The 22,600-nt window shown below is 61.9% G+C and carries 23 protein-coding genes and 2 tRNA genes; 11 read left to right on the top strand and 14 right to left on the bottom strand.

Annotation, left to right across the window (positions count from 1 at the left end; translation table 11 throughout):
• Positions 1–294 precede the first annotated feature (294 nt).
• The 3 genes from GFJ39_RS09975 to GFJ39_RS09980 all read right to left on the bottom strand — a co-directional run bounded on the left by GFJ39_RS09975 (position 295) and on the right by GFJ39_RS09980 (position 1,800).
• Positions 295–369, bottom strand: a tRNA-Thr gene (locus GFJ39_RS09975).
• A 79-nt stretch (positions 370–448) separates the two neighbouring features.
• Positions 449–604, bottom strand: a complete 156-nt coding sequence (locus GFJ39_RS14080; RefSeq protein ID WP_194285346.1) for a hypothetical protein — start codon at positions 602–604, stop codon at positions 449–451.
• Positions 601–1,800, bottom strand: coding sequence for an Mrp/NBP35 family ATP-binding protein (locus GFJ39_RS09980; RefSeq protein WP_194285347.1), 1,200 nt, complete (start codon positions 1,798–1,800; stop codon positions 601–603). Before GFJ39_RS09980 ends, GFJ39_RS14080 begins: the two co-directional genes overlap by 4 nt.
• A 124-nt stretch (positions 1,801–1,924) precedes the next feature.
• Between GFJ39_RS09980 and GFJ39_RS09985 the strand changes: the two genes are divergently transcribed.
• The 3 genes from GFJ39_RS09985 to GFJ39_RS09995 all read left to right on the top strand — a co-directional run bounded on the left by GFJ39_RS09985 (position 1,925) and on the right by GFJ39_RS09995 (position 6,205).
• On the top strand, positions 1,925–3,505 hold the full coding sequence (locus tag GFJ39_RS09985; protein ID WP_153431196.1) for a Do family serine endopeptidase: 1,581 nt from the start codon (positions 1,925–1,927) through the stop codon (positions 3,503–3,505).
• A 27-nt stretch (positions 3,506–3,532) separates the two neighbouring features.
• On the top strand, positions 3,533–4,600 hold the full coding sequence (locus GFJ39_RS09990; protein WP_153431197.1) for an FUSC family protein: 1,068 nt from the start codon (positions 3,533–3,535) through the stop codon (positions 4,598–4,600).
• A gap of 147 nt (positions 4,601–4,747) precedes the next feature.
• A complete protein-coding gene (locus tag GFJ39_RS09995) occupies positions 4,748–6,205 on the top strand; it encodes a mannitol dehydrogenase family protein (RefSeq protein ID WP_153431198.1) in 1,458 nt (485 codons plus the stop codon).
• Positions 6,206–6,229: 24 nt separating this feature from the next.
• Here GFJ39_RS09995 and GFJ39_RS10000 read toward each other — a convergent pair whose 3' ends face one another.
• The 4 genes from GFJ39_RS10000 to GFJ39_RS10015 all read right to left on the bottom strand — a co-directional run bounded on the left by GFJ39_RS10000 (position 6,230) and on the right by GFJ39_RS10015 (position 8,396).
• Positions 6,230–6,913 carry an SdpI family protein gene (locus GFJ39_RS10000; protein ID WP_194285348.1) on the bottom strand — a complete coding sequence of 228 codons (684 nt, stop codon included), beginning with the start codon at positions 6,911–6,913 and terminating at the stop codon, positions 6,230–6,232.
• On the bottom strand, positions 6,862–7,215 hold the full coding sequence (locus GFJ39_RS10005) for an autorepressor SdpR family transcription factor (protein ID WP_153431200.1): 354 nt from the start codon (positions 7,213–7,215) through the stop codon (positions 6,862–6,864). Before GFJ39_RS10005 ends, GFJ39_RS10000 begins: the two co-directional genes overlap by 52 nt.
• A gap of 97 nt (positions 7,216–7,312) precedes the next feature.
• Positions 7,313–7,465, bottom strand: a complete 153-nt coding sequence (locus tag GFJ39_RS10010; protein WP_080504750.1) for a DUF3309 family protein — start codon at positions 7,463–7,465, stop codon at positions 7,313–7,315.
• A 100-nt stretch (positions 7,466–7,565) separates the two neighbouring features.
• The gene (locus GFJ39_RS10015; protein ID WP_194285349.1) at positions 7,566–8,396 is read right to left on the bottom strand and encodes a TerB family tellurite resistance protein; all 831 of its coding nucleotides are present in this window, start codon (positions 8,394–8,396) and stop codon (positions 7,566–7,568) included.
• A gap of 177 nt (positions 8,397–8,573) precedes the next feature.
• Between GFJ39_RS10015 and GFJ39_RS10020 the strand changes: the two genes are divergently transcribed.
• Positions 8,574–8,915 carry a DUF2892 domain-containing protein gene (locus GFJ39_RS10020; protein ID WP_228391892.1) on the top strand — a complete coding sequence of 114 codons (342 nt, stop codon included), beginning with the start codon at positions 8,574–8,576 and terminating at the stop codon, positions 8,913–8,915.
• Here GFJ39_RS10020 and GFJ39_RS10025 read toward each other — a convergent pair.
• Entirely contained in the window at positions 8,912–9,142 is a 231-nt protein-coding gene (locus GFJ39_RS10025; RefSeq protein ID WP_153431202.1) for a ribbon-helix-helix domain-containing protein, read from the bottom strand. The two genes, GFJ39_RS10020 and GFJ39_RS10025, sit on opposite strands and share 4 nt — an antisense overlap.
• Positions 9,139–10,197, bottom strand: a complete 1,059-nt coding sequence (gene queG, locus GFJ39_RS10030; protein WP_153431203.1) for a tRNA epoxyqueuosine(34) reductase QueG — start codon at positions 10,195–10,197, stop codon at positions 9,139–9,141. The genes GFJ39_RS10025 and queG overlap by 4 nt, the downstream gene beginning before the upstream one ends.
• A gap of 157 nt (positions 10,198–10,354) precedes the next feature.
• On the opposite strand from queG, the gene GFJ39_RS10035 reads away from it, so the two are divergent.
• Positions 10,355–11,896, top strand: coding sequence for an adenosine deaminase family protein (locus GFJ39_RS10035; RefSeq protein ID WP_153431204.1), 1,542 nt, complete (start codon positions 10,355–10,357; stop codon positions 11,894–11,896).
• Positions 11,893–12,969, top strand: a complete 1,077-nt coding sequence (locus GFJ39_RS10040) for a purine nucleoside permease (protein ID WP_325062912.1) — start codon at positions 11,893–11,895, stop codon at positions 12,967–12,969. Before GFJ39_RS10035 ends, GFJ39_RS10040 begins: the two co-directional genes overlap by 4 nt.
• Before the next feature lie 24 nt (positions 12,970–12,993).
• Here the strand turns inward: GFJ39_RS10040 and GFJ39_RS10045 are convergent, their stop codons facing one another.
• The 5 genes from GFJ39_RS10045 to mazG all read right to left on the bottom strand — a co-directional run bounded on the left by GFJ39_RS10045 (position 12,994) and on the right by mazG (position 17,683).
• A complete protein-coding gene (locus tag GFJ39_RS10045) occupies positions 12,994–14,043 on the bottom strand; it encodes a purine-nucleoside phosphorylase (protein ID WP_153431205.1) in 1,050 nt (349 codons plus the stop codon).
• Positions 14,044–14,174: 131 nt separating this feature from the next.
• Positions 14,175–15,320, bottom strand: coding sequence for a tRNA guanosine(34) transglycosylase Tgt (gene tgt / locus GFJ39_RS10050; protein WP_153431229.1), 1,146 nt, complete (start codon positions 15,318–15,320; stop codon positions 14,175–14,177).
• Positions 15,321–15,349: 29 nt separating this feature from the next.
• Positions 15,350–16,393 carry a tRNA preQ1(34) S-adenosylmethionine ribosyltransferase-isomerase QueA gene (queA, locus tag GFJ39_RS10055; protein ID WP_153431206.1) on the bottom strand — a complete coding sequence of 348 codons (1,044 nt, stop codon included), beginning with the start codon at positions 16,391–16,393 and terminating at the stop codon, positions 15,350–15,352.
• 85 nt (positions 16,394–16,478) lie between these two features.
• Positions 16,479–16,742, bottom strand: coding sequence for a hypothetical protein (locus tag GFJ39_RS10060; RefSeq protein ID WP_153431207.1), 264 nt, complete (start codon positions 16,740–16,742; stop codon positions 16,479–16,481).
• 125 nt (positions 16,743–16,867) lie between these two features.
• On the bottom strand, positions 16,868–17,683 hold the full coding sequence (gene mazG, locus GFJ39_RS10065; RefSeq protein WP_153431208.1) for a nucleoside triphosphate pyrophosphohydrolase: 816 nt from the start codon (positions 17,681–17,683) through the stop codon (positions 16,868–16,870).
• A 148-nt stretch (positions 17,684–17,831) separates the two neighbouring features.
• On the opposite strand from mazG, the gene argC reads away from it, so the two are divergent.
• From argC to GFJ39_RS10090, 5 genes are all read left to right on the top strand, one after another.
• A complete protein-coding gene (argC, locus tag GFJ39_RS10070; protein ID WP_153431209.1) occupies positions 17,832–18,731 on the top strand; it encodes an N-acetyl-gamma-glutamyl-phosphate reductase in 900 nt (299 codons plus the stop codon).
• Positions 18,732–18,806: 75 nt separating this feature from the next.
• A tRNA-Leu gene (locus GFJ39_RS10075) sits at positions 18,807–18,890 on the top strand.
• A gap of 54 nt (positions 18,891–18,944) precedes the next feature.
• Positions 18,945–20,102 carry a phosphoserine transaminase gene (locus GFJ39_RS10080; protein WP_153431210.1) on the top strand — a complete coding sequence of 386 codons (1,158 nt, stop codon included), beginning with the start codon at positions 18,945–18,947 and terminating at the stop codon, positions 20,100–20,102.
• Positions 20,099–21,238 carry an ATP phosphoribosyltransferase regulatory subunit gene (locus GFJ39_RS10085; protein WP_153431211.1) on the top strand — a complete coding sequence of 380 codons (1,140 nt, stop codon included), beginning with the start codon at positions 20,099–20,101 and terminating at the stop codon, positions 21,236–21,238. The genes GFJ39_RS10080 and GFJ39_RS10085 overlap by 4 nt, the downstream gene beginning before the upstream one ends.
• Before the next feature lie 51 nt (positions 21,239–21,289).
• Entirely contained in the window at positions 21,290–22,579 is a 1,290-nt protein-coding gene (locus GFJ39_RS10090; RefSeq protein WP_153431212.1) for an adenylosuccinate synthase, read from the top strand.
• The last annotated feature ends 21 nt before the right edge of the window (positions 22,580–22,600 follow it).

Raw genomic sequence — 22,600 nt, forward strand, 5'->3', positions numbered from 1 at the left:
ACCTGGACCAAGAAGCATTAAATGTCGGGCTGTGTGGGAATATTTAGATGAGCACCCTGACACTAATATCGCCCAAATGAAGGAAATAGAGAAGATGCGGGAATGGAACCTTCAAAACACTTCCATTGAATTTTATCAGTGGCGAAAATTTCATGGTCTGTCGTCTACAAAGTGACGCTGATAACAAACGCACGATTCGGGCGTAAAACTTATGATTCGCTTACGCACAATATATATGATCGGTTTGCCGTTTCCTGAGATTCGAGCAAGCTATTGTATTTATTAGGAAAAAGCTGGTGCCGGGTGAGGGATTTGAACCCCCGGCCTTCGGTTTACAAAACCGCTGCACTACCACTGTGCTAACCCGGCATCAGCAGTGCGGTTTTTTCCATGCCGGGGCATATCAGGTCAAGCTTCGGAGAACGATTCTCTGTGCCTGCGCAGGATTTTAGTGCGGGATGGGAGTCATCAGGTCTGCGGGTGGGGGCAGATGCTGAGAGTCCTGCGTGAAGCCGTAACCATCGGAAGACAGGCCACGATGCGTGACCGTCTGGGAGCAGGCCCCCAGTGTCAGGCAGGCGCTGATGAGAAGAAGACGGATCATGACCGTTCTTTCGTGCTGTGTTCTGAAGACAGGGAGCGGGCCACAGCCTGCGCGAGCCTCGTATAGGCCTGTGCGGCTTCGCCCTGTGGTGCGGAAAGGATGATCGGGGTTCCCTCATCGCCACTCGCCCGGATATCGGCCAGCAGCGGGATTTCCGCCAGGAACGGGACCCCCATTTTCTCGGCTTCGGCCTTGGCGCCCCCATGCCCGAACAGTTCCGTGCGGTGGTTGCAGTTCGGGCAGCAGAAATAGGACATGTTCTCGACGACGCCGAGGATAGGCGTTTCCATCCGCTCGAACATGGCCACGCCGCGCCGTGCATCCAGCAGCGCGATATCCTGGGGTGTGGAGACGATGACGGCGCCACCGGCTGCCAGCTTGGGGCCGAGCTTCTGAGCAAGGGTCAACTGGGCGTCTCCGGTGCCGGGGGGCATGTCGATCACGAGGACGTCGAGTTCGCCCCACTCGACTTCACCCAGAAACTGCGTCAGCGCACCCATAACCATGGGACCACGCCAGATCATGGCCTGGTTCTCGTCCACCAGATAGCCGATGGACATGCTTTTCAGGCCCCAGGCTTCGATCGGCAGGATCGTCCCGTCGACGACTTCGGGGCGCGTGTTGCGTCCCAGCATCCGGGGCAGGGACGGGCCATAGATGTCTGCGTCGAGAAGGCCGGTTTTCAGGCCCTGATGGGCCAACCCGACCGCGAGATTGACGGCCGTGGTGGACTTGCCCACGCCGCCCTTGCCCGATGCGACCGCAATGACGGCCTTGACGCCGGGCAGCAGCGTTTCAGGCGCATGCTGGCTCGCGGCATTGCGTCGTTTGTCGCCCAGATTGAAAGGCCGGTGCCCCCCGCCCTGAGCCGGGGCATTGGCAGCAGCCGGCGTTGCGGGACGATGGGACGTGAAGGACAGCGTGGCGCCCGTGATGCCGGGCAGGCTTGCAATCGCGGCTTCGACGCGCGGCCGCAGTGGCTCCACGCGCGAGGCATTATCGCGCGACGTCGCCAGCGAGACATGGGCATGACCGTTGCGGACCGACACGCTCTCCAGAGCGGCAAAGGACAGGACGTTCGAGCCCTGGGCGTCCTGCTCGCTTTTCAGGATGTCGGTAATACGGGTCTCGGCGCTGGGAAGACTGGTCTCGGGGGAGGCAGGCGGCATGTCGTTCGGGGGCGTGGTGTCAGTCATGCCGGGCTCTCATCAGGGGAATATCGTATCGGAAAGGACTCTGCCCCTAGCATGATCGGGGCGAAAACGCATCCCGAACGGCGGGATGGTGACGAACGACCACGTTCTGCGTTAGCGTGCGGGTATGAAAAACCTGCTCGCCCGTTCCGGCGCCCGTCGTGCTGCCTGTCTTGCTGTTTCCGGTCTGGCCCTGTCCCTTGCGGGGGGCTGGAGCGCGAGTCCCGCCTTTGCCCAGAGCGTGGCGCCGATCTCAGGCCAGCCGTCTTCGATACCGACCCCGGCGCCGCGCTCCGTGCCATCGAGCTTCGCGGATCTGGCGAACAGGCTGCTTCCCTCGGTCGTGAATGTCTCGACATCCGCGGTTCTCAAGCCGTCAAAAAATGACGACAAGGGCCCGGATTCCAGTGCCCCGGACGGCCCGCAGGTGCCCCCGTTCCAGCAGGGCTCCCCGCTGGAAAAATTCTTCCATGATTACCTGAAGCACAAACCGGCCCCGAACCATCCGCCGCGACGTCAGCAGGCACTGGGCTCGGGCTTCATTATCGATGCGTCCGGTATCATCGTGACGAACAACCACGTCATTGAAGGGGCGGATCAGGTCAGCGTGACGCTTCAGGACGGGACGGAAATGCCGGCGCGGATCGTGGGGCGGGACAGTCAGGTCGACCTGGCGGTGCTTGAGGTCAAACCGAAGCATCCGCTTCCGACCGTTCCGCTGGGCCGGAGCGACAAGGCGCGGATTGGCGACTGGGTTCTGGCGATCGGCAATCCGTTCGGGCTGAACGGGACTGTAACGGCAGGCATCATTTCCTCGCGTGGGCGAAACGTCGAACACGGTCTGTATGACGATTACATCCAGACGGACGCCGCCATCAATCGCGGCAATTCGGGTGGCCCGCTGTTCAACCTGTCCGGCGAAGTCATCGGCATCAACACGCTGATTTATGGCGGTGCGGGCGGCGATTCCATCGGCATCGGCTTTGCCATTCCGGCTGATGATGCGCGCGGGATTATCGACCAGCTTCGTCGTACGGGGCATGTCTCCCGTGGCTGGATGGGACTGAAGTTCCAGGACGTGACGAACGACATCGCCGAGACGCTCGATTTCCACAAGCCGGACGGTTCCAACGGCAAGGGGACGCTGATCTCGGAAATCGATCCGAAGGGCCCTGCTGCAAAGGCCGGTCTTGAGGTCGGCGACATCATCACCCGCGTGGGCGATCAGGATGTGACCGGCCAGACCATGCCGCGCATCATCGCGTCCATCCTGCCCGGTGCGAAGGCGCAGTTGACGGTCTGGCACAAGGGGGCGTTCAAGACGCTGCCGATTACTCTTGGCCAGTCGCCTACGCCGCCGGACATGCCGCCGTCGGACACCCATCAGCCCGAACATCGTCACGCGGCACTGGGCGAGCTTGGGGTGACGGTCAGTTCGATCGATGCGGATGCCCGCACGCAATATGCCCTGACCGACGATCAGCGTGGCGTTCTCGTCTCGCGTGTCGAGGCCGGAAGCCCCGCCGCATCTCGCGGGATTGCGGAAGGGAACGTCATCACGCAGGTCGGCCAGGACCAGATCAACACGCCGGATGATTTCGCAAAAGCCATACAGCGCCTGCATGATCGCAAGAAGACGGAAGTGCTGCTGCTGGTTCAGGATGATGACGGACTGCGCTGGGTGCCGGTGCCCTTCCTGGGGAACTGATATCGCTCCTTTGCGCTGAAACCTGCCATGAACTTTCTGACACGTCTGAGCCGGAAGTGGCTGTCCGTGCCACCTCGAAACAGCAGATGGCGCGATGTCACCCGTCCTGCGACACGCCAGACCATCCGCGTTCTGGTGTCGGTGGTGGTGGCCTGGATCGTTGGCTCGCTCATGCATCTGCAGGAGACGATCTGGGCACTGGTGACAGCACTGATCGTCACGCAGTCCAGCATCAGCCAGACCATGACGACGGCCCGCGATCAGATCAGCGGAACATTGATCGGCGCGTTAGCAGGCGTATGCGCCGTAGTGCTGGAAATCACGACGGGCCTGCGCTGGGTTCCGTTCTGGCTTATGCTCGCGCCCCTCGTGTTCCTCACCGCCATGCAGCCGACGCTGCGCTTTGCCTGTATCACGTTGATGATCGTGTACCTGTTCCCCAGCCAGGGCAGCCCGTTCCTGCCCATGATTACGCGGCTTCTCGCCATTGTGGTCGGTGTCGCGGTTTCGATCGTGGTATCATTCTTCATCCTTCACAGCAGTGCCCGCAAACAGGCGTTCCATACGGCCGCGCGTCTGTTGCGGCGGATGGACCAGCTTCTGAAAAGCGCCCTTGACCAGAATACCGGATGGACGGCGATCGAACATCAGAACGATGACTGCGTGGCGTTGCTGACGGAGCTGGAAGATGCCGTTACCGAAGCACGGCGCGAACATTGGGGCGAGCTGGAAAGGCGCGATCCGGTACTGGCGGCTCTTCCACGGCTCATGCGGCGGCTGTTGAACGATACGATGCTGGTTGCCCGCGCCATTGCGACGGGGCGCGCGGCAGGGAACACAGGTCTGCTGCCACTGTACAAGGGGCTGAGCCACGCGCTTCGAGCGCTGGCGCATAGTTGTGAAGAGCTGCTGCGCGCGAAGCGGAACCAGCACGAACCGCAGTCCGAAGACGAGGAAATCCTCGACCTCCTGCCGCGGCTGGAAGAACAGACGCGGCCGGAAATGCGCTTTGTAATGTCGCTGTTCCGTGAAGATCTGGAGCGGGCTGTAGGCGTGGTAATGCGCGGGGATGCGAGTGCCGCAAAGGGCCTCTGAATGCGCTTGTGACGATATCACGCGCTCCGGTGTCAGGGGCGCTGTTGAAACCGTCATTCGGTTTTTACGTTGTTCCGGGGCTATGATGGCACATGCCCGGCCTTGTCGGTCCCCGTCAGCGACCGGCCCGAAACCACGGAGAAGTCCATGATTACGCGCGAAACCCTCAAGTCTCTTCCTGCCAGTGTCCAGGCTCCCCCCTATGACATTGACGGGATCAGGCCAGGGATCGTGCATTTCGGCGTGGGTAACTTCTTCCGCGCTCATGAGGCGTTCTACGTCGAGCAGATCCTTGAGCATGCGCCGGATTGGGCAATCGTCGGTGTTGGCCTGACGGGGAGTGATCGTTCAAAGAAAAAGGCCGAGGAGTTCAAGGCGCAGGACTGCCTGTATTCCCTGACCGAAACGGCGCCGTCCGGCAAAAGCACGGTGCGCGTCATGGGTGCGCTGCGCGATTACCTGCTGGCCCCGGCCGATCCGGAAGCTGTGCTGAAGCATCTTGCCGATCCGGCGATCCGCATTGTCTCCATGACGATCACGGAAGGCGGCTACAACATCAACGAGACGACCGGTGCGTTCGATCTGGAGAATGCGGCGGTGAAGGCCGACCTTCAGAATCCGGAAAAGCCGTCCACCGTTTTCGGTTACGTCGTCGAGGCCCTGCGTCGCCGTCGGGAAGCCGGGACCAAGGCCTTCACGGTCATGTCCTGCGACAATCTGCGCCATAACGGCAATGTCGCCCGCAAGGCGTTTCTGGGTTACGCGAAGGCCCGCGATCCTGAACTGGCAAAGTGGATTGAAGAAAACGCGACCTTCCCGAACGGCATGGTCGACCGCATCACCCCGACAGTATCGGCCGCCATCGCCAAGAAGCTGAATGCGGCGAGTGGGCTGGACGACGATCTGCCGTTGGTGGCCGAGGATTTCCATCAGTGGGTTCTGGAGGACCGGTTCGCCGATGGCCGGCCGCCGCTGGAAAAGGCTGGCGTGCAGCTTGTCGATGACGTGACGGACTGGGAACACGTCAAGATCCGGATGCTTAATGCCGGTCACATCACGCTCTGCTTCCCTGCCATTCTGCTGGGTTATGAAAACGTGGATGAAGCCATTGAGGACGCGGATCTGCTGGCGAACCTGAAGAACTACCTCAACAAAGACGTCATTCCCACGCTGAAAGCCCCGCCGGGCATGACGCTTGAAGGATATCGGGACAGCGTCATCAGCCGCTTTTCGAACAAGGCGATGTCCGACCAGACGCTCCGGATCGCAAGTGATGGCTGCTCGAAGGTTCAGGTTTTCTGGACGGAAACGGTGCGGCGTGCGCTTGAAGGTAAGCGTGACCTGTCACGGATCGCGTTCGGCATTGCGTCCTATCTGGAAATGCTGCGTGGCCGGGACGAAAAGGGCGGGACCTATGAATCGTCCGAGCCGACCTATGGCGAAGCGGAACAGAAGCTGGCCAAAGCGGATGATTTTGAGAGTGCCCTCAAACTCCCGGCATTCGACGGCTGGCGTAATCTGGACACGACGGAACTGGACCAGAAAGTCATCGCACTGCGCAAAATCATCCGTGAGAAGGGTGTAAAAGCAGCCCTGCCGGGTTGAGCACACTGTGCTCTGTTCCGGATTTTATCGCGTCTCGGGATCGAGGCGCGAGTAGAACCAGGACAGACCGCAGGAAAAAGCCGCTACCACCAGAATGGCGGCTGTGCTGAACAGCGGTGTGAAGGGAAGGCCAAACACACCCAGCCCGGCCGCGATCAGACACATGCCCAGCAGAATGAAGACCGGGCCACAGGTTCTGTGCGTCCGGTTCCAGACCCACGTGCTGTTTTTGGTCCAGGGCGTGCGGATGCCGATGATGTCGTTGGGACGCAGTTTTCCAAGCCCGTTTCCAGCCAGAACGAAAAAGGCTCCGAGCAGAACATCCGACACGGAGCCCATAACGATCCGGTTGCCCAAAGCGTATTCCATGGAGGCGATCGCGAGAATGCCCATCGTCGCCGTGAGGGTAATCCAGAGCGTGTCGTAGACCGGAAGGGACGCGGCGAAACCGTCTCCGCCCTTCCGGGCGCGTATAAGACGGGGCAGCACCGCCATCAGGACCCATAATACCGCCATCAGCCCCGTCCAGACGAGCAGTCCGTGAAGCGGCGGGACCAGCCGGTCCGCGGTCCAGTCCCTTGTAAAATGAATCGGCACTTTCGCGCCTGATGGTGTGTGAGCAGCGATGGCCAGTCCCACGACCAGGACGGTTGCAATCAGCGCGAGGGAGAGGAGGGGACCGGATCGACGGTCGGATCTGTCGTGCATGATGATAGGTTCCGTGCCTGCTGTGATGTGGCGGATTTCACCTGTCCCAGTTTCATTGAGGACGCCAGACGCAGCCATGCCTCTTCGAGAACGGAGAGCTTCAGATGGTAGATCAGGGTGGTGCCTTCGCGTTCCCGATGCACGAGGTCGGCGCCAAGAAGGACGTTCAGATGCCCGGACAGCGTGGGTTTCGCGAGACTGAACTGTGCGGCGATTTCCCCGGCCGTCATTTCGCGCTTCCGCAGCATTTCGAGGATGGCGCGGCGGGTCGGGTCGGCGAGGGCTTTGAAGACATCGTTCATGATTCGGTAATTAGCAAATCAACGAAATTAAAGCTACAAAAAAAGAGCACCGGTAAACGAACCGCCGCTTCCGGAAGACGAAAGCAGCGGTCTGTATTCAGATCTGGCCCATGAGGACGAGAATGACAACAATGACCACGATCAGGCCAAGACCGCCCGAGGGGTAGTAGCCCCATTTCGAGCTGTACGGCCATGACGGCAGCGCACCGATCAGCAGGAGGATCAGGATTACAAGAAGGATCAGTCCCATGGCACATTTCTCTTGCCGGTTGAGACTGCTTTACGTTTTCGCATGACTGAAAGTTTCGCAATGATTGCGAAAGATCAAAGTCGCCCGCCAGAACTGACAATCAGAGCTGGCGGTCCCGTTTGATCCGGTCCCAGGCGGCATTGATCCGCGCCACGCGGTCCTGGGCACGCCTGCGTTCGGTTTCCGTCATGGGTTTCTGGGCGAGGACGTCGGGATGGTGCTCACGGATCAGTGTTCGCCAGCGCACACGGATTTCCGTATCCGTCGCGCTGCGGGTGATGCCGAGAATGCGGTAGGCATCCGGCTCGTTTCCGCTGGCGGCGCGGCTGTTGCCGCTTTCCGCTCTTTCCCATGCTCCGGAAGAGAGACCAAAGGCGCGGTGTACGCGCTGGAGGAAATCGATTTCCCTGGGGTGAAGTTCACGGCCCGGCCCCGCATCGGCGCGGGCGATGCGGAACAGGGCGGCCATGAGATTTTCCAGCGGCGCCGTGTTGTCGGCATAGGCCTTGCCCATCTCGCGGGCATACATCTCGAAATCGTCCGTCCGGTCGCGGGCGCGATCGAACAGCATCCCCACTTCCTTGACGTTGTCGGGCGGGAACTGGAAGCATGCCTTGAAAGCGTTGATCTCGTGCCGGTTCACCGGACCATCGATCTTGGCCATCTTGGCACAGAGCGCGACGAGTCCGATCGCATAGAGCTGGTCGCGCTTGCCGAGAGCGGCTGCGATCTTCGCCGCGCCGAAAAAAGCGGCGCTGTTGGGATCGGGACGACCATTCGCGGGAAAACGCTCGCTCCAGCCGCCCGTCGAGGGTTTGAGCAGCGAACCATTATCAGCCGCATGTCCCAGCGCCGCGCCCATCAGTGCTCCGAAAGGACCACCAACCGCGAAGCCCGCGACACCACCGAACATCTTGCCCCAGATAGCCATGCCATCAATCTAGCACGCCTGCCCACGGCGGCAAATGACAGATCGCAGACAGGGTGCTTCGGATGCGCCAACCGTCCTGTCCGGCAGTATGATATAGGGTGGGAACTACGAACTTGGCGCCGTCCCATTCTTTTTGGAGGCGCAGATTTCTCTGCTTGTTTCATGACGGATATTTTCATGCCCACCCAGCTTCAGACTGTCACTTCGGCTCCTTTCCGCTCTGATGACGAACTGATGGATCTTCTGATCCAGCGCCTGCCCGAACGGTTGCAGAACGTGCTGAACTGGCTGCGGGAGCCGGATCATCGATGGGTCCGGATTCCGGCGGGCGTGCTGTTCCTGCTGGGGGGCGTTCTGTCCATTCTGCCGGTTCTGGGGCTGTGGATGCTGCCGGTCGGCGTGATGCTGCTTTCGCAGGACATTCCCTTCTTCCGTCGCCTTCAGGGCCGCGTCCTGCGTTGGATCGAGCGCAAACATCCGGACTGGCTGAGCCTGTCGGGGGACAGCGCCGGGCGTTAACTATCCATCCGCGAGCCTTTCTGAAGATGCATCAGCGCCGCGACGCGAAGGGCGGAGGCCAGTGGTCGCTCGGGCGGTCGGGCCGCATCGAGAGACGCCACCAGAGACGCAAAGCTCTGCTGGCGGATTGCGGCCATCGCATCCAGTACCGTCCAGAATTCGGGTTCCAGCGCCACGGACGTCCGGTGTCCTGACAGAGACAGGCTGCGTTTGACGAGATCACTCATGCCGATTGTTCCTCAAGGCGGCTCAAAGCCCAGTGCGCGGTTTCGGAAATATCAGGGTCCGGATCACTCAGCAGATCCCGCGCTGACGCGGCGAGTGACGGGTCTGCGGAGTTGCCGATGGCGATCAGGACATTGCGCACGAACCGGTTTCGCCCGATCCGCTTGATCGGCGAGCCGGAAAAAAACGTACGGAATGTCGCGTCATCCAGCCGGACCAGTTCGTCGAGCTTCGGTGCCACCAGTTCGGGGCGCGCCTGAAGTTTGATATGCCGTGCGCTCTCGGCAAAGCGGTTCCACGGACAGACGGCCAGGCAGTCGTCGCAACCGTAGATGTGGTTGCCGATTTTCGGGCGCAGATCATGGGGGATCGGGCCTTTATGCTCGATCGTCAGATAGGAGATACAGCGTCTCGCATCCATTTTTCCGGGTGCTGTAAAGGCGTCTGTCGGGCAGGCTGTCAGGCAGCGCGTGCAGGAGCCGCAGCTTCCGCCCGTGGGATCGGACGGTGTCAGTTCAAGCGTGGTGTAGATCTCGCCCAGCAGCAGCCATGATCCGTGCTCCCGCGAGACGAGGCAGGTGTGCTTTCCGGTCCAGCCGAGCTGCGCTTTCTCCGCCAGTGCGCGTTCCGAAACTGGAGCCGTGTCCACGAACACCTTCACCTGCGTCTCCGGTCCGCCCAGCTTCACGACATACTGCGCCAGATGCTTGAGCATGCCCTTGATGACGTCATGATAGTCCCGGTTTCGGGCATAGACGGAAATGTTGCCGCACTCGGGATCGGTCGTCGGTCCTTCGGCAGGGGCATAGGACAGGCCGAGCGAAATCACGCTCCGGACTTCGGGCCACAGGGCCTGCGGATGGGCGCGTTCCTCGATCCGCGTTTCCATCCACTCCATCGTGCCATGATGGCCCTGCGCGACGAACTCCCGCAGGTTCCGCGCCACGTCCGGCCCGAGTTCGGCCTTGCAGAACCCGACCGCATCGAAACCCAGATGGCGCGCATGCTCCGCAATCCGGGCTTCAGGCCCTGTATCGGGTTTCGGGGAAGCAGGCATGGAAGAGAGAGGTCTCGCCGGTGAACGGGGAGCCGTTATGCCATCAGGGACGCAGACGGACCAGCTTTTCTGCTGTCCGGAACGGCTGATGCAGACAGGATTTGTCACGATCTGAAAATGGCTTGCCACGTCGGGGGCGGGGCGGCATCGTTGGGCCATGCGACATCCTTTCTTTCGTGTTCTGCCTGCCGTTTTTCTGGGCATGACTTCTGCTCTGACGATGATTTCGCCTGTACATGCTGCTCCGCAGTCTGCTGTACGGATTTATGACCGAATCCGGGACGATCCGGTCCGGCTGAACATGTTTCTCCGTGCTTTTCCGAAAGGGGCGGACCTGCACAACCATCTGGTTGGTGCGGTCTACGCCGAAAACATGCTGGACTGGGCCGCGCGCGATGGTCTGTGTGTGTCGCTGAAGGAAAAACGCATCCTCGACCATGCCTGCACGCATTCGGGAGAGGGTGAGCTTCCCGCCGCCGAACTGTCGCATCACGCGGAATCGGAAAATGTCCTGATCGACGCGCTGTCCATGCGCGACTTCGTGCCCGCTCCTGGCGACGCCTCCGGGCATGACCACTTCTTCGCGACATTCGCCCGGTTTGGTTCCATCGATGATGCGCATTCGGGCGACATGCTGGCTGAAGCGCGTGACCGGGCGGCCCGCGATCATGTGGCCTATCTGGAGCTGATGATTTCGCCCGGTATCGGCGGGATGATTGGCGCGGGCTTCCATCATCCGCTGAAGGGGGATGATTTCGCGACCGCACATCAGGCACTTGCCCCCGAAATTCCGGCACTCGTGCAGAAAGCCCGCGCCGAGACGGACCGGATGGAAGAGCAGGCTCGGGACGTTCTGAAATGCGGAACCCCACAGGCCCATCCAGGATGCGCGGTGACGGTGCGCTATCTGTTCCAGACCCTGCGCACACTACCGCCCCAGGCCGTTTATGCGCAGCTCGACGGCGGATATGCGACCGTGAAAGCCGATCCGCGCTTCGTCGGACTGAATATCGTGGCGCCCGAAGACGATCCGACCGCCATGCGCGACTATGACCTGCACATGCGGATGTTCCATTTCCTGAATGGCGTCACTCCGGGTGTGAAACTGAGCCTGCATGCAGGTGAACTCACGACCGGCCTCGTCCCGACGGAGGGGCTGCGCCATCATATCCGCGCGGCTGTCGAGGTAGCGGGCGCAAGCCGGATCGGGCATGGCGTGGATGTGGCTCTTGAGGACGATCCTGAATCGCTTTTGTCCGAAATGGCGCGGCGTCATGTGATGGTGGAAATCAACCTGACCAGCAATGACCAGATCCTCGGCGTCAAAGGCGCGGCTCATCCGTTTTCGCTGTATCGCAGGGCCGGTGTGCCGATGGCGCTGTCGACGGATGATGAGGGCGTCTCACGCGGGGACCTGACGCAGGAATATGTCCGCGCGGCCCGGACCTATGATCTGTCCTATGCCGATCTGAAAACGCTGTCCCGTGCCGGGCTGGACTATGCATTTGTGCCGGGTGCAAGCCTCTGGGTCGATCATCAGCCGGGAAAATTCATTCCGGCCTGCCAGGCATGGCCGGTCGCTTCCGCATCCTGCTCGGCGTTCCTGAAGTCCAGCGAGAAAGCCCGTCTGCAATGGGCACTTGAGGAGCGGTTCGGTACGTTCGAAGCCGCTGTCACACATGAGGGTCTCTATCAGTGAAATCTGTCTCAACCGTTTTTGGGGCAGCGCTCCTGTCCCTCTGTGCGTCTGGTCTGGCGTCGGCCCATGCCCCGATCCCCGTTCGTGTCGTCGTCGTCACGACTTTCGAGGTCGGCAAGGACACGGGGGATACGGCGGGCGAATATCAGAACTGGATCGAAAAACTGCCCCTGCGGCAGACGATCCCGGCCCCCGGCACCGATCATGACGTGATGCACTACAATCCGGACCTGCATGTTCTGGGCATCGCGAGCGGCGAGGGACCGGAACACATGGCCTCGGCCATCACGGCCCTCGTGCTCGATCCGCGGTTCGATCTGCGACATGCTTATTTCGTGCTGGCAGGGATTGGCGGGATTGATCCGAATTTCGGCACCATCGGTTCGGCCGTCTGGGCACCGCGCGTTATTAATGGTGGCCTGTCCCATCTGGTGGACCCGCGTGAAATTCCTGCCTCCTGGCCGGACGGGTTCACGCCCGTGCAGGGTAGTATACCGGATGAAAAACCACGCCCCGCGCTGCATTCCGGCATGGGGGATATGGAATACACGCTCGACCCGGCCCTTGTGCAGTGGGCCTATGGACTGACGAAGGACATTGCGCTTCCCGACAATGCCGGGCTGAAGGCATCGCGCCTGCGCTACACCGGTTTTGCGGCTGCCCGGAAGCCGCCCTCCGTGCAGCTTGGCGACACGATTTCGGGCGAGACCTTCTGGGTTGGCGCAAAAATGAACCAGTGGGCCGAGCGCTGGGTGAAATACTGGACGGATGGACAGGGTGTGATGGCCACGACCGCTGAAGAGGACGTCGCGTTCTGTCAGGCTCTGGCGCTTCAGGGCAAGGCCGGGCGCGTTGATCCGAAGCGTGCGCTCATTCTGCGCACGGCCAGCAATTTCGACATGCCGCCGCCGGGGCAGAGTGCGGCGCAGCTTTTGTCGGACGAAGCGCACGAGACGGGATTTTCGGGTTTTCAGGCCGCGGTCGATGCCGCCTATACGGTGGGCAGTGTCGTTGTGAAGGAACTGGCGACGCATTGGGACCGGTACGGCAAGGTCCTGCCGTCGGCGCAATGAAGCTATCTGACCAGTCCCCTCCGGTCAGCGTGCCGGAATATGGTCGCGATAGCGGTCCCAGTGTGACGCAAGTTCACGCACGACAGGTTCTCCGGCGCGTTCGTTGTTGTCATAGGCAACGGCCTGCCCCGGTCCTTCGTCTCCCATGGATGCCGTGACCGAAACGCCGGGCGGCGGCATGTCGAAATTACTGCCTGAGCGCAGGACCATGATCCGCTCCGGATCGACATAGCCCAGCCGCGCCAGCATCCGCATGTCGTACTGGTAGTGCTGGCTTTCCTCATTGGTCATGACGAAGCGCCCCTGACCCTTCGTCCACATCGCAACCCAGTTCTCGGCCCAGCGGTTGCGTTCCGCGCCATGCCAGTAGCGCTCCGTGCCGAGCGTCTCACCCATCAGCACCATCGGCGGCTTCTGCGCCTGCGGATAGCCGCGCCATGCCTTGCGACGTTCGGCAATCACCGGATCGTCAGCGAGTTTTACATTCTGGCTCAGGGCAAACGCCCAGCGCGCCAGACCACGATTGAGCGGATAGGCTTTGGTCAACTGCGCCACATCCGTCACCGAGCCATAATGGTTCGGATTGTCGGGCAGGGTGTCCGGACGGCTCGCGCCGATCGCGTAGAGTCCGTAAGGCCAGCCTTTCGGAATGGTCCGGTCGTCGATTTCGCGCAGGGCGTCCGCATCCACAACCCATTGCGCCCAGGCGACGCTTCCCACCGATGCCATGTTCGGATTGACGCCGGAAATGCCGGTGAACAGCCAGTAGGTGTGGTGCAGGTCAAAGCGCGGATCGAGCGCCAGTGCATGCAGATCCATATCGCCATGTCGCAGGACGATTCCATACACGCCGTCCGCGTTACGGCGGAGCTGGTCCGGGACGCCGCGGATGGGAACGGTTTCGTCCAGATGCAGCCGCTCCACCCAGTCCTGATATTCGCCGGGCGCGTCCCCGGTGTCGTGACCGACTTCGAAATTCGCCACGACCAGAACACGGATTTCTTCCGGCGCGGCGCAGGCCGTTCCCGTTGCGAGAGCGGTGCTCAGAACCAGAGCGGAGAAAATATGGCGCATTGAGGTTCTTTCTGGGGGTGAGGCAGGGCTCTGCCCTGCACCCGGAAGGGGTCGAGACCCCTTCACTCCGCTTTATGAATCTGGATCAAAGGGACCGCGTCCCTTTGTGGGGTCTGGGGCAAAGCCCCAGTTTACAGGGCCAGATCAGGCATTGGCCATTCATCTTCGGTCCAGTCGCCCTTGGCCCAGTCTTCGCGCAGCTTTATGGCCAAAGCATCAAGCGTGCCGTCCACGATGGCGGCACGGATCTGGCGCATCAGGCGCTGGTAATAGGCCAGATTGTGCCATGTCAGCAGCATCGGGCCGAGCATTTCGTTGGCACGGAACAGATGATGCAGATAGGCGCGGCTGTAACGCCCGGCAACCGGCGTATCGTCATGCGGCGTCAGCGGGCGTGTGTCTTCCGCGAAACGGGCATTGCGCAGATTGATCGTGCCACGCTCGGTATAGGCGCGGGCGGTGCGACCGGCGCGTGAGGGCATCACGCAGTCGAACATGTCCACGCCGCGCATGACCGCGCCCAGAAGATCGTCCGGCGTGCCGACGCCCATCAGATATCGCGCCTTGTCCTGCGGCAGCATCGGCGTGGTGAAGTCCAGCGTCGAGAACATCAGTTCCTGGCCTTCGCCCACGGCCAGGCCGCCGATCGCATAGCCTTCAAAGCCGATCTCGGTCAGGGCCTTGATGGAATATTCGCGTAAGTCCCGCTCGGTGCCGCCCTGCACGATGCCGAACTGACCATATCCCTCGCGCGCGACAAATGCCTCGCGGGAGCGGGCGGCCCAGCGCATGGACATTTCCATGGATTTCCGCAGCACTTCCGGCGTGGCGGGCAGGGCCGGACATTCATCGAACGCCATGGTGATGGTCGCATCGAGCTTGAACTGGATGTCGGTCGAGATTTCCGGTGTCAGGCGGTGCTTGCTGCCGTCGATATGCGAACGGAACGTCACGCCATCTTCGTCGAGTTTACGCAGCGCGCCAAGGGACATGACCTGAAATCCGCCAGAATCGGTCAGGATCGGGCCGGGCCAGTCCATCATTCTGTGCAGGCCGCCCAGTTTCTGCACACGGTCCGCCGTGGGGCGCAGCATCAGATGATAGGTGTTGCCCAGAACGATGCCCGCACCCGTCGAGCGTACGGCGTCCATCGTCATGCCCTTGACCGTGCCGACGGTTCCGACCGGCATGAAGGTTGGGGTTGGAACCGTGCCGTGGCGGGTGTGCAGATGGCCCGCGCGCGCCATGCCGCAGGTCGCTTCGGGCACCCAGGTCATTTTGGTGACGTGATCGGTCTTGTGATCGCTCATGGGGCGCGCTCCAGCAGGCAGGCATCACCATACGAATAGAACCGCAATCCGTTGGCGATGGCGTAGGCATAAGCCTCACGCATGGTCTCGGTGCCGCTGAACGCGCAGACGAGCATGAACAGCGTCGAACGCGGCAGATGGAAGTTCGTCATCAGCACGTCTACCGCCTTGAAGCGGTATCCGGGCTTGATGAAAATGGAGGTCTCGCCACGCCATGGTGCCACGGTGCCGTCATCACGGGCCGCACTTTCCAGCAGGCGCAGGGACGTGGTGCCGACGGCCACGATCCGACCGCCACGGGCACGGGTCTCGTTGATGGCGGCGGCGGTTCCCGCGTCGATCTCACCCCATTCCGCATGCATTTTATGCTCGGCGATCGTGGAGCGGACCGGCAGGAACGTGCCCGCGCCGACATGAAGCGTCAGGGTCCGGCGCTGAATGCCTTTTGCGTCCAGGGCTGCGAGCATTTCAGGCGTGAAATGCAGGCCGGCAGTCGGAGCGGCCACGGCGCCACGATACTGTGAGAAAATGGTCCGGTAATCCGTATCGTCCTGCTTCGTCGGGCCGAAAGGGCGTTCAATATAAGGAGGGAGCGCGAGGGCGCCGACCCGTTCCAGAAACGCGTCGAACGCCTCGCCTTCGACCGAAAACCGGATGCTGACCGCGCCATCGCCTTCATTTTCAACCACGGTGGCCGTGACCGGATCGTCGCCGAAATGCAGGATATCCTGCGGCTTCAGCTTGCGCGAATTGCGCGCCAGAGCATGCCAGCTTCCGTCCGCCAGAATCCGGTCGAGCGTCAGGCCGATTTTCGCCTCGCCGCGTGTCGCGGCAAGCTGGGCGCGGATGACGGCCGTGTTGTTGGCAATCAGCAGGTCCCCTTCGCGCAGGAAATCCGGCAATTCGCGGACCATGTGTGGATCAGGCGCCATACCGGGCCGGACATGCAGCAGCGTTGCGCTGTCGCGTGGGCGTGCAGGTTCCGTCGCGATATGGTCGCGGGGGAGTTCGAAATCGAATGGGGCGAGATCGTCCGTCATGGGAACGTTCTCTAGCAGGTTCGGCCCGCATGAAAACGTCAGACCCGCGGGCCTGACGTATCTTTTTGTATGACGGAGGTATGTTTCAGGCCGAAACGCTGAGCAGATGGCTCGTATCGCTACTGGAGCTGGAGTTAGAAGATCCGCCGGAGGTCGTCTCGGAAATGATGTTGCCCTGCGCGTCCTCGACGATGGTCGTCGTGGAGCCGTCGGCGTTCAGCTTGGTCGTGGTGGTTTCCTGCGTGGAAGAACTGCTGCCGGACGATGATGAGGCGCTGGAAGAGGCGGTGCTGCTGGAGCTGTAAAGACTGCTCATGGCGGAAGAGCCGATGGAAGAGATGCCTGTCATGGCGAAAAGACTCCGTGTGTGGGTACGACCTCATCCTCGCTCCGGAAAGTTAATAAAGGATAAGGATGCCTGTAACCGAGTGATACGGAGTGTATTCGGGCAGGGTTTGTCTCTCCTTCAGGATGTCATTTCATTCCCGGAAGTTTCTTCGCGGCCTGCCAGAGGGCTTCCATGGTTGGCAGATCCTGTTCAGCCATGGTCTGTCCTTTCTCGGCCAGCATCGCTTCCATAGCCTCGAAGCGGCGGGTGAACTTGTCATTGCTCCGGCGCAAGGCGGCTTCCGGGTCGATATCCAGCTTGCGGGCCAGGCTTGCGACAGTGAACAGGACGTCGCCGAGTTCGTCCTCGATCCGGTCGCGGTCTCCGCCGAACTCGGCCTTCAGTTCGTCGATCTCTTCATGGACCTTGTCGAGGAGGCCGGTGGCGTCGTCCCAGTCGAATCCCACGCGGGCCGCGCGGCGTGTCAGCTTGGCGGCGCGCATCAGGGCGGGCAGGGGGAGGGCAACACCGGCCAGCGTGCCATACTCGGCCCTGCGCTGGCGCTCGGCTTCTTTTTCCCGCTCCCAGAAATCGTCATCCAGTGCTGCGTCACCGAAAACATGGGGATGACGGCGCACGAGCTTGTCGGCGATCGTGCCTGCGACGGTCTCGAAATCGAAATGCCCGGCTTCCTCAGCCATCCGGGCCTGAAAAACCACCTGAAGCAGCAGGTCCCCCAGTTCGTCAGGAATGGCGTCGCGGTCGTCACGCGCAATGGCGTCCATGACCTCATAGGCCTCCTCGATGGCGAATGGGGCGATCGTGGCCGGGGTCTGCTCCACGTCCCAGGGGCAGCCGGCTTCGGGGTCACGCAGGCGCTTCATGATGTCCAGCAGGCGGTCGATCTGCCGGGGGGAAGGCCGGGGAGATGGCTGGCGGGACGGCCGGTCGGACTGGGTCATGGGAAGATCCTGCTATTGTCGGACTGAAAGGTTCATAGCCGTGTGGCCGGGTGGAGGAAAGCGGCGAACGTGGGCTGCCGCGTGACAGCATGTCATTCCCGACGTAAAACTGGGTCCGGCACGGATTTGCAGACGGGGTAGATGACGCATGGCACGCATTTTCATTGATGGAGAAGCAGGCACGACAGGTCTGGGCATCCGTCAGCGGATCGAGCTGCTTCCCGCGTCTTACGGTCTGGAAATCCTGTCCATTGACCCTGCTCTGCGCAAGGACACCGCCGCCCGCCGTTCCATGCTCGAACAGGCGGATATCGCCATTCTCTGCCTGCCGGATGATGCCGCCCGCGAGACCGTGACTCTCGCGGAAGGCCTGGAGGTCCGGATTCTGGACGCCAGTACAGCGCACCGGATTGCGGATGGCTGGGTCTATGGTTTTCCGGAAATGGACGCAGAACAGGCGGCCGTCATCAGAGACGCGCGGTTTGTCGCCAATCCCGGCTGCTACCCGACGGGCGCGATCGCGCTCATGCGTCCTCTGGTCCGGGCGGGTCTGCTGCCGGCGGATCATCCGGTTTCGATCAACGCCGTATCGGGTTACAGCGGGGCAGGACGGGCGGCGATCGAGGAACATGAGAAAAACGGCGGCCCGGCCTTTTTCCTTTACGGGCTGGACCTGAAGCACAAGCATCTGCCCGAAATCCGGCACTATTCCGGCCTGACACGGCAGCCGCTCTTCGTGCCGTCCGTCGGGCATTTCCCGCAAGGTATGATTGTCTCGGTCCCCCTGCATCTGAAAGATCTGCCGGGACAGCCTTCTGCCGCGGAGTTCGAAGCCGTTCTCCAGGCTGCTTATGACGGGTGTGTGCATGTACGGGTCCTTCCGGCGGAGACGCGGCTGGAGGCTGACGCGCTTGCCAATACGGACGATATGGAACTGCGTGTTCATCATAATGGTGAACAGGCCGTCCTGACCGCGCGTCTGGACAATCTGGGTAAAGGGGCGTCAGGGGCCGCGATTCAGAATATGCTTCTGATGCTGGGCCGCTGAGGGTTCCTCTTCCACGGTCCGGATTTTGCACTCTGGTTCTTTTGCGGGGAATGCAGTAGGGTTCGGACCGCCCGCGCGAGAGTGGCGGAACGGTAGACGCAGTCGGCTCAAAATCGACCGCCGAAAGGCATAGGGGTTCGAGTCCCCTCTCTCGCACCATGAGCGGTCATTTCCTGCCGGAATGGCCTCAGGACCGATCAGCCCGGAACGAGCATGTCCAAGCCGACTGTCAGACCCTCCCGCCCGTTCTTTTCCTCAGGTCCCTGCGCCAAGCGCCCCGGATGGTCCCTGTCCGGCCTGGATCAGGCGCTGCTGGGCCGTTCGCACCGCGCGCCTGAAGGTCGCGCGCGCCTTAAAGAGGTTATTACCCGCTCCAAAGACCTGCTCGGCATTCCGACGGACTGGCGGGTCGGAATCGTTCCGGCTTCCGATACGGGAGCTGTGGAGATGATCCTGTGGGCGCTCGCCGGTGAGCGCGGGGTCGATGTCCTGTCCTTCGAGAGTTTCTCCGGAACCTGGGCGCAGGATCTGCGCGACGTCCTGAAAATCGAGGATCTGCGGGTTCTGGACGCGCCCTATGGCGAACTGCCAGATCTGACACAAGTGGACTGGAGCCGCGATGTCGTTCTGACATGGAACGGCACAACCTCGGGTGTCTGCATTCCGGATGCGAGCGCCATTCCGGCTGAACACGAAGGTCTGGTCATCTGTGACGCGACGTCCGCGGCGTTTGCGATGGATCTGCCCTGGGACCGGCTCGATATCGTGACATGGTCCTGGCAGAAAGCACTGGGTGGCGAGGCCGCGCATGGCATGGTGGCGCTCAGCCCGCGTGCCGCTGCGCGTCTGGCCCAGCCATCACCGCGTCCGCTGCCCAAGATTTTCCGTCTGGCCAATAAAAAGGGTCTGATCGAGGCTATTTTTGAGGGCGATACGATCAACACGCCCTCCATGCTCTGTGTCGAGGATGCGCTGGATGGTTTGCGCTGGGCTGAACAGATCGGTGGTTTGCCCGTTCTCAAGGTACGCTCGCAGCAAAATCTGGCTGTCGTCACGAAATGGATCGAGACGGCGGATTGGGTGTCGTTTCTCTCGACACGGGAAGAGACCCGGTCCAGCACGTCGATCTGTCTGAAAATCACCGCCCCATGGTTTGAGAGCCTGTCTGATGACGCAAAGGGCAAAGCAGTCAAGCACCTGACGGCCCTCGTTGCGAAGGAAGGTGCCGGCTACGACCTGGCGGCCTATCGCGACGCGCCGGCCGGTCTGCGGATCTGGGGCGGTGCGACGGTCGAGACATCCGATATCGAAGCACTGCTGCCCTGGCTGGACTGGGCCCATGAACAGACGCGCGTGGAGTTCTCGGCATGAGCCTGTATTCCGAGACCCCGAGCACGGCGCTTCTGCCTTCCGGTTTCGCCGATCTGCTGCCCGGGGAAGCCGAAGCCGAAGCCCGTGGCATTGCCAGCGTCATGGAAGCCTTTTCCCGTCACGGCTACCAGCGGGTGCGACCGCCGCTCCTGGAGTTCGAGACGTCTCTGCTGGGCGGCGCGGGCGAATCCCTTGCGCCTCAGACGTTCCGTCTCATGGACCCGAACTCGCATCGCATGATGGCGCTGCGTCCGGATATGACGACGCAGATCGCCCGGATCGCGGGCGTTCGTCTCCAGGATGCGCCTCGTCCGCTCAGGTTGTCCTATTCTGGAAGCTGCATTGTCGTCGGTACGCCGGGACGGGAAGCGGACCGGCAGATTTCGCAGGCGGGCATTGAACTGATCGGCCCTGACAGCGCACAGGCCGATGCGGAAGTGGTGGCGCTGGGGGCGAAAGCACTGGCGGAGTTGGGGATTGAAGGTGTTTCGTTCGACCTGTCCATGCCTGCGCTGGCCCTGGGGCTGATTGAGGGCGTCATTCCCGAAGACGATCGCGAGCCCCTGCTGCATGCGCTGGACCGCAAGGATGCCAGTGCCGTGGCGGAACTGGGAGGGGTGATTGCCGGAATGCTGGCCGTCATGCTCCGCGCGGCCGGACCTGCGGACCGTGCGCTGGATCTGCTGGCGGAGCTGGATTATCCTGAAGAAATCGCCGGACATTTCGAGCGTCTGGCGGCGTCCGTGGCAGCGATCCGCGAGCGCAGCCCGGATCTGCGTCTGACGATTGATCCCGTGGATTTCCGAGGCTGGCGGTATCATACCGGTCTGTGCGTGACGGTATTCTCCATCAGTTCCCGTGAGGAACTGGGTCGGGGCGGACGCTATCTGGCGGGACAGGAGCCTGCCTGTGGCCTGACGCTTCGCCCGCAGGCTCTTCTGCGCGCCGCTCCCGCCTCGGCCTCCCGTCCGCGCTGCTACGTGCCGGTCGATCTCGACGCCCGCAGCCTTTCCGGTCTTCATGAGACCGGATATGCCACGGTCTCCGCCCTGTCCCACGATGAGGATCTGGCGCAGCAGGCACGGCATCTGCGCTGCACCCACGTCTGGAAGGATGGCGCGGCCAGTCCGCTCTGATCCTTTTTTCTTGGTTCTCCCTCTTTACCGTCAGTTCTAGGAAGTCAGCTCATGTCCAACGTCACCGTGATCGGAACCCAGTGGGGGGACGAGGGTAAAGGCAAGATCGTCGACTGGCTCGCCAGCCGCGCCGATATCGTTGTCCGCTTTCAGGGCGGCCACAATGCCGGTCACACGCTGGTCGTGGGCGATCAGGTCTACAAGCTGTCCCTGCTGCCGTCCGGTCTGGTTCGTGGCAAGATCGGCGTGATCGGCAACGGTGTCGTCGTGGACCCGAAGGCCCTGATGACCGAAATCGACCGCGTGACGGCTCAGGGCCTCGTCGTTACGCCCGAAACACTGTGGATCGCCGAGAATGCGCCGCTGATCCTGCCGGTGCATGGCGCGCTCGACCGGGCCCGTGAAGCCGCTCGCGGCGACCACAAGATCGGCACGACCGGCCGCGGCATTGGCCCGGCCTATGAAGACAAGGTGGCCCGCCGTGCCATCCGCATCTGCGATCTGGCCGAGCCCGAGACGCTGGACTGGAAGCTGGACGAACTGCTCCTGCACCACAACACGCTGCTCGCCGGTCTGGGCGCCGAGACGTTCACCAAGGAGCAGCTTAAGGACTTCCTGACCGAGATCACGCCGCGTCTGCTGCCGTTCTCCTGCCAGGTCTGGGACCGTCTGGACGAAGCCCGTCGTGCCGGTCGCCGCATTCTGTTCGAAGGTGCGCAGGCCGTCATGCTGGACGTCGATCACGGCACCTATCCGTATGTCACAAGCTCCAATACGGTTGCGGCTGTTGCAGCATCGGGCAGCGGTGTCAGCCCGTCTTCCGTTGGTTTCGTACTCGGAATTGCCAAGGCCTACACCACCCGCGTGGGCGAGGGGCCGTTCCCGACCGAACTGCACGACCAGACCGGCCGGACTCTTGGCGAGCGCGGCCATGAGTTCGGCACCGTCACCGGTCGTCCGCGTCGCTGCGGCTGGTTCGATGCGGTTCTGATCCGTCGTGCCGTCCGCGTCGGTGGCGTCAGCGGCATCGCTCTGACGAAGCTCGACGTGCTGGATGGTCTGGACGAGATTGCCATCTGCGTTGGCTATGAACTGGATGGTCAGAAGATCGAGACTTTCCCGTCGGCTCCAGGTGCACAGGCCCGCGTCAAGCCAGTTTACGAGACGATGCCGGGCTGGAAGGAAACGACCGCAGGTGCCCGTTCCTGGGCCGAGCTGCCGGCACAGGCCATCAAGTATGTCCGTCGCATTGAGGAACTGATTGAAGCACCGGTGACGCTGCTCTCCACCAGCCCGGAACGCGATGACACCATCCTGATGCGTGATCCGTTCGAGGACTGAATTCTCAACTCCGGAATCGGT

It is taken from the genome of Gluconobacter aidae (assembly GCF_009547075.1).
Classification (GTDB): domain Bacteria; phylum Pseudomonadota; class Alphaproteobacteria; order Acetobacterales; family Acetobacteraceae; genus Gluconobacter; species Gluconobacter aidae.